Origin of the sequence: Roseovarius sp. MBR-6, from assembly GCF_040547525.1 — a bacterium.
In the GTDB taxonomy this organism is placed as follows: domain Bacteria; phylum Pseudomonadota; class Alphaproteobacteria; order Rhodobacterales; family Rhodobacteraceae; genus Roseovarius.
Window position 1 is genome coordinate 1 of sequence record NZ_JBEPPW010000047.1, and the last position, 6182, is coordinate 6182.

A 6182-nucleotide genomic window follows, 5' to 3' on the forward strand; every position below is an offset into this window, starting at 1 on the left:
ACCGTGCTGCAACTCAGACGCCGTATACATGGCCGCAACCGAAATCATGCCAGCATCAACCGAAAATCTCTTGCCCCGCGGGAGCCATCCATACACGGTCCGAGGCCCATGCCGAACCGCGCCGCCGCGATGCCGTGAGGAAGCTGATGGAAGAGCATCGGTTCACCGAGCGGCGGGCGTGCAGGCTGGTCGGGATTTCACGGTGGAGCCTGGCCTATCAGGCCCGACCAGACCGCCACGCGCGGTTGAGGGAACGCCTGATCACCTTGTCAGGCAAGCATCGGAGGTATGGTTATCGCATGGCTCACATGCCAAGCTGGTCCGCGAGGGTTTCAAGGTGAACGTCAAGGTGGTCGAGCGCATCTATCGCGAAGATTGAGGAGGATCAGAAAACAGCGTGGGGCGCTGTTTTCCCGACGAAACTGTGGCTGCGTCGCACCAAGCGCAAAAAGGTTCCGCGTGAGGGCCGTGAGGGCGCCTGGTGCCAGATCGCGGCCAACCAGCGCTGGTCGCTCGACTTCACCAGCGATGCGCTGGCCAATGGCCGCAAGTTCCGCACCGCCAACCTCAAGGACGATTGCACCCGGGAGTGCCCGGCGATCGAGGTGGATTTTTCGCTGCCGGGCGAGCGGGTCGTGGAAATGCTGGAACGCGTGGCCCGTGAACGGGGATACCCCGATATCCTGGTCGTGGATAACGGCCCGGAACTGCGCGGGCGCGCGCTTGATCGATGGGCTGATGATCACGGCGTCCAGCTCTATTTCATCGATCCGTTTGTCGGGAAAACAGCGCCCCACGCTGTTTTCTGATCCTCCAAACCCAACCCGAGACACGCCTATATCGAAAGCTTCAACGGCCGATACCGCGAGGAATGCCTGAACCAGTGCTGGTTCACCAGCATCTTTGAGGCCCGTCAAATCATCGAGGAATGGAGGATCGATTACAACACGGAGCGCCCGCACGAGCCACTTGAAATATCAAACGCCGGAGGAGTTCGCAGCCGCGCGTTGGACTGGCTCAGCACCAGCTTGCCAAAGGGGATATCCCGCGAAGGGGACAGGGTGATTTTCTGGACAGCTTTGGTCATCATATCTTCTCCACGACGAATGTCGGAAGCCACTCTCCCGATCTCACCTCCCGTCACCCTCAAACCAACAGTCCTCTCGCTACCCTTTGTTCCCGCACCGGGGGAGATAGTTCACAGCTGTGAACTTTGGCAAATGAACGGTCGAGGCGATAGGAGTTCACAGCTGTGAACACTAAGCCGCGCTCCGTCGTCCGATCAGCGCCATGACCATCGGCCCGCAGGAGAACTCGCCAGCCGCAGCCTTGGACGTCAGCGCCCGCAAGTATCCACCCGGTGATCTGATGTCCGAAAAACGTTCCAGCATGGCCACGACGACGATCGAGGCTTGCTCTGGTCCCATGCAGCGCTGCGCTTCTTCCCAAGCGGAAACACTGATCCCCATGGCCGGCCGCACATGACAAGCCGCGTCGAAAAGCTGGTGCCAATGTCGAACGTCGCCCTGATAGAAAGTCTTGAGCGAGGGGCAGCTGGCAATCACCAGGTGGAGCGGGATTTTCGGCACCCGCCTCGTATCAGGCTCTTCGACGTCAGCCACAGGCTCATCCGTATCAACATCAGGCACGCCGCTCGCCGCCGCCCCGCCTTTTTCCAAGGCAGGTTCAAGATCTATAGGTTCTTTATTTGAATTATGAAGGTGACGCTCAAAATGGGCATCATTGGTGTTCATTTCTTCTGTTTCAGGGCCATCAATGACATTGCGCGCCTGGTCAAGGAGGGTCTCCAGTTCAGTCCGAAATGCCGACAGATCCTCAAGCGAAAGCTTGCGGCGAAGAGCGCGGGCTGTGAGAGCGGCCGTATCGCGGAGCTGGTCCCATAGGCCAAGCCCGGGCTGGATCTCCTCGCCGAACTCCGCCAGGGCGGCCAGGTCGCGACGCATGAGGCTCACCACCTCCCTCAGTCGCCGCACACGGTCCTCGGCCTCACGCACAGCCTCTGCGGCCCGTGCAATCTCCTCGGACCGGCAATAGAGCGGGGAGAGGTCAAAGCCGAAGGCCACGCGATCTTCGCCACGCTTGCGCACATACCGCTTCCCATTGGGGCTATCGCGCCGGATGAGCAAGCCTGCGTCTACCAACCGGGCGAGGTGACGGCGCATCGTCGAGCAAGGCATGCCGTTCAGCCGCTCGCAGATCGCCTTGTTGGATGGGAAGACGACCATTTCGGTGTTCCCGCCAAGCGCATCGTCCGGAAAGAAGCTCAGAAGCCCCTGAAGAACGGTCAGATCGCGCTCGGAAACCCCAAAGGCGGCCTGTGCCTTGGACAGCTCGCGCAGAAGCTCCCATTTGTTGACGGGCTTGCCTGGAACAGACGCCTCGGGCCGCTCGACCACGCGCAGATGGGCGTGCGAGATCGGCCGCATAAACGGCGAAATCGGTGTGTAATCCATGATGTCATTCACGAAGGCATAGAAAAGCTGTTCCGCGAATCACATATGACTTGCGGTTTGCGCGCTGGCCCACTACCTTGAAAGTGCTAAGATCAAAGTTGGGGTCTCGTGGAGCGCAAGCTTTGCGGGACCTTTTCTTTAGCCTGTACCGTGCCTCCTTTTTGTTGCTGCTCTGCCTCTCTTCATGTCTCGCGTTTCCAGCGATCGTGAAGCTCTTCGAGGACGTCATGCGCGCGGGCATCCAGCCACTCCGCAAAGGCATCATCCACGTCCGTCAGGTCCAGGCGAAGCGTCCGGCCAGATCTCTTGATCGCGCCCACTGGCGTGCCATCAATGACAAGGGCAGTGGCCTTCGATCTCGGCTTCTTGCCGAGCGTCGGACTCACACTCTTTTTTATGTGCCGTGCAACGGCTTCAAAAGCCGCCACCGAAGGATCGACCTTAGGATCCTCGTCGGCCTGTTCGCTCACGGCGACCTTGGCGCGAACATCAAGAGCAACCCGGGAAAGTTCGTCGATATCGATCCGGCTGTCGGAAAGCTCTTTCGACAAAGCTTCCCATCTGGGACGGCCGACGCCGTGAGCCGGTCCGATTGCGTGGGCCAAGGCAGTTCCGATCGCCTTGGCAACAGAGACCGACATCGATACCGCCGAACGGGTCACGTTCAGCACCTCGGCAATCTGTGCCTGAGAGCCAAAGCCACTATCGAGCAGTTCCTGAGCGAAGAGGGAACGCTCGATGTAACTCAGGTCACGTCTACCAGTGTTTTCTGAGACTTGAGCGCGCAGTGCGGCGGTATCGTCCAGGTTAGCTATGAGGGCGCGAACCTTGCTCACTTTGTCGGAGGCACGAATTGCCTCAAGACGGCGGCGTCCATAGACGAGGAGATAGCGATTGGGGTCGGTCGGATGGCGCCGAACAAGGATGGGCACAGTTTGCCCGTTTTGTTCAATCGACGCGCGAAGATCGTGCACATCCTTTGGATCGAGGCGGTCCGAGTATCGCTCGTCTTGGATCTCGACCGGATCGAGTTCCCAGACATGGTGAGCATCGACAGCATCACGCGCCGACCGCAGGGCCCGATTGCTTGACATCATGCTACCAGGGGCAGGGGGCGTCCCCGCCGCCGCCAGACTATCGAGCATGGACATGCGCCTTTTCTTGCTGTCGGTCATCAGCGCCCCCAAGTCTTCTGAATGAGCTGGGTAATCTCGTCGTTGACCGCATTCAGGCTTTCAATGGCTCGGTCATAGGTCGTCCGAGTGAAGGCGCTGCGTTCGACCTCGTAAAGGGTCTGCTTGGTCAAACCGGCATCCGAGATGGCCGTCGACTTGAGCATCGGCGCGTTCAAGACCTTGTCGCCATACATCGTCCGCAAGAAGGCGACGATACGGTTCTGCGGTGCGTCTGTCGGCTCATACCGGGTCAAGAGATACCGCATCCAGTCATGCGACATGTCGGCCCCACTGTCGGCAATGACGTCCATCAGGTCGGCCGTCATTCTGAGAAACTGGCTCATCGACATCACGTCGAGCATCTCGGGATGGATCGTCACGAGAACGCCTGTCGCGGCCGACAGCGCGGACATGGTCAAAAACCCGAGCTGCGGAGGACAGTCGATGACGACGACGTCATATTGCTCATCGACCTGCGCCAGCGCCTCCTTCACACGGAAGAAGAACAAACCCGCGTTGCCGCGAGAAAGCGCCCGTGGCGTCTCGTGCTCGAACTCCATCAGTTCGAGATTCCCAGGAATCAGGTCGAGGTTCGGGATGTATGTCTTTCGGATCACCTCGGTGATCGGAACCGGGTCTTCATAACGAATCGCATCGTAGAGCGTGCCGCCGTCCAGAAGGTCGAATTCAGGCTGAACCCCATGCAAGGCCGTAAGTGAAGCCTGCGGATCAAGGTCGATCGCCAGGACACGGTAACCCTTGAGGGCCAACCGTTGAGCAAGATGCGCCGAGGAGGTCGTCTTTCCCGAACCACCCTTGAAGTTCATCACGCCGATGATCTGCAGATGGTCACCGGCGCGACGACCGGGCAGGTAGTCTCCTGGCTTTCGAGCCGTTTTCTCCAACAAAACGCGCAAGTTATGGATATCTTCAGCCGAATAATGCCGCCGGTTCCCCGATGAAACTACTGGCGAAGGGCCCTTGCCATCAAGGTGGAGCTTTCTGAGGTATGAGTCGTTGACGCCCAGCAGAGCAGCAGCTTCCCCAGAGGTGAATTTGCGCATAGACTTGGATGCGTCGGGCGGGAACAGGCTCTCACGCTGCGAATGCAGCTGCGCCGCCAGCAACTCGGAGTGCTGACGGATCACGGCGTTCAGGTCTTCCTGTGTATCGGCTCTGCTCATCTGCCCTCGCGCGACCCCTTTTTCTTGCTGGGGCGTGTTCACGGATTATGGCGTTTAGTCGCCTCTTTCCGTGACTATTGCCGGAGGAGTCAGATTCGTGCAAGCTCTTTCTAAATGTGGTGTCAGCCGCTGCGTGATGCACAAGAGCGGCTCGGGTTCGTGGGCAGGCTTGTCTTGGGAACCTTTCGGATATACATTACAAGACGTATATCCGCATGGGAGGTCAAGATGCAGGTCGCAAAATGGGGTAACTCGCTGGCCGTCCGTTTGCCCGCGGAGCTCGTCCGAGAGCTTGGTCTCAAGGAGGGTGATCAGATCGACCTGGTCAAGGACGACGGTCGGGTCAGAGTCCGTCGCCTTGCTCGTGCGGATGAGGTGCTGACCGGCCTGCGCCGCTTCCGGGGCAAGTTGTCCGCTGCAGAACGTCTGAGCCGCGACGACGCGCATGAGCGCTGAATTCGCGGACACGAATGTCGTTCTCTACCTGCTCGACGACGGCCCGAAGGCCGATCGCGCAGAGGCCATCCTGGGGCAGGGGCCCCGGATCAGCGTTCAGGTCCTGAACGAGACGCTAGTGAACTGCCGCCGCAAGGCTGGCCTGAGTTGGGAGGAAGCCGCGGCGTTTCTCGAAGGCGTGCGCGCCTTGTGTCCCGTCGAAGATCTCACCGTGCAGACCCATGACGTCGGCCGCGCTTTGGCGGAACGCTACGGCTTCTCGATCTACGACGCGATGATCGTGGCCAGCGCTTTGGTTGCGGGCTGCACCACGCTATGGAGCGAGGACATGCAAGATGGCCTGCTGGTCGAAGGCCAGCTTCGCATCGTCAACCCCTTTGCATGAGGGGACGGCTTCTGAGCCTGAAACTGACCACCGCCTTGTAATCCTTCCACGTAGTGGAGGATTTGCAAGTTTGTTAGGCTGCTCGAGCAGCCCCAGCCTCTCCGCCCGCACCAGCATCATCTTGACCGAAGACGGCTGCCATCTCGTTCGGCCACGCGGCGTGCGCTCGCGCATCGCTTGCAGCCTGGTGCAGATCGCCTGAAGCGTGATGTCGGGATCCGCGCCCTTGATGGCGGCGACGATGGCGGGCAACCGGTCGTCGGTTTCGCGGCGCCGGCGCGGGCCAGCACCTCGGCAGGCAGGAAGCCGTCGCGGACATAGGCCTTCACGGCGCGCAAAAGACGGCTTTGGGTCCAGCGACGCGCCTCGGGCAAGGGGCCGTTGATGATGCGCACCACGTCTTCCCAGGCCAAGTCGGGTCGCAACCGGCGCACATGGGGCACCCAATCTTGTGCCGTCTCGTTCAGACGCTCCATGTAGCCGTCCTGTCGCGCCAGCCGCACCCTGC

At 60.2% G+C, this 6182-nt stretch carries 6 protein-coding genes and 1 pseudogene; 3 read left to right on the forward strand and 4 right to left on the reverse strand.

Going from position 1 to position 6182, the window contains the following annotated elements; translation table 11 throughout:
- Positions 1 to 533 precede the first annotated feature (533 nt).
- Positions 534 to 809, forward strand: coding sequence for a DDE-type integrase/transposase/recombinase (locus tag ABIE57_RS20125; RefSeq protein ID WP_354540823.1), 276 nt, complete (start codon positions 534 to 536; stop codon positions 807 to 809).
- Between the two features lie 450 nt (positions 810 to 1259).
- Here ABIE57_RS20125 and repC read toward each other — a convergent pair whose 3' ends face one another.
- From repC to repA, 3 genes are all read right to left on the reverse strand, one after another.
- A complete protein-coding gene (repC, locus tag ABIE57_RS20135) occupies positions 1260 to 2474 on the reverse strand; it encodes a plasmid replication protein RepC (protein ID WP_354540820.1) in 1215 nt (404 codons plus the stop codon).
- 182 nt (positions 2475 to 2656) lie between these two features.
- Positions 2657 to 3649 carry a plasmid partitioning protein RepB gene (gene repB / locus ABIE57_RS20140; RefSeq protein ID WP_354540821.1) on the reverse strand — a complete coding sequence of 331 codons (993 nt, stop codon included), beginning with the start codon at positions 3647 to 3649 and terminating at the stop codon, positions 2657 to 2659.
- Positions 3649 to 4833, reverse strand: a complete 1185-nt coding sequence (repA, locus tag ABIE57_RS20145; RefSeq protein WP_354540825.1) for a plasmid partitioning protein RepA — start codon at positions 4831 to 4833, stop codon at positions 3649 to 3651. The genes repB and repA overlap by 1 nt, the downstream gene beginning before the upstream one ends.
- Before the next feature lie 228 nt (positions 4834 to 5061).
- Between repA and ABIE57_RS20150 the strand changes: the two genes are divergently transcribed.
- Both ABIE57_RS20150 and ABIE57_RS20155 read left to right on the forward strand, forming a co-directional pair.
- Positions 5062 to 5289: an AbrB/MazE/SpoVT family DNA-binding domain-containing protein gene (locus tag ABIE57_RS20150; RefSeq protein WP_009503866.1), complete on the forward strand. Its 228-nt coding sequence runs from the start codon at positions 5062 to 5064 to the stop codon at positions 5287 to 5289.
- Positions 5279 to 5674, forward strand: coding sequence for a PIN domain-containing protein (locus ABIE57_RS20155; RefSeq protein WP_354540822.1), 396 nt, complete (start codon positions 5279 to 5281; stop codon positions 5672 to 5674). The genes ABIE57_RS20150 and ABIE57_RS20155 overlap by 11 nt, the downstream gene beginning before the upstream one ends.
- A gap of 84 nt (positions 5675 to 5758) precedes the next feature.
- Here ABIE57_RS20155 and ABIE57_RS20160 read toward each other — a convergent pair.
- Positions 5759 to 6182 (reverse strand): annotated as a pseudogene (locus tag ABIE57_RS20160) (recombinase family protein); the annotation flags it as partial.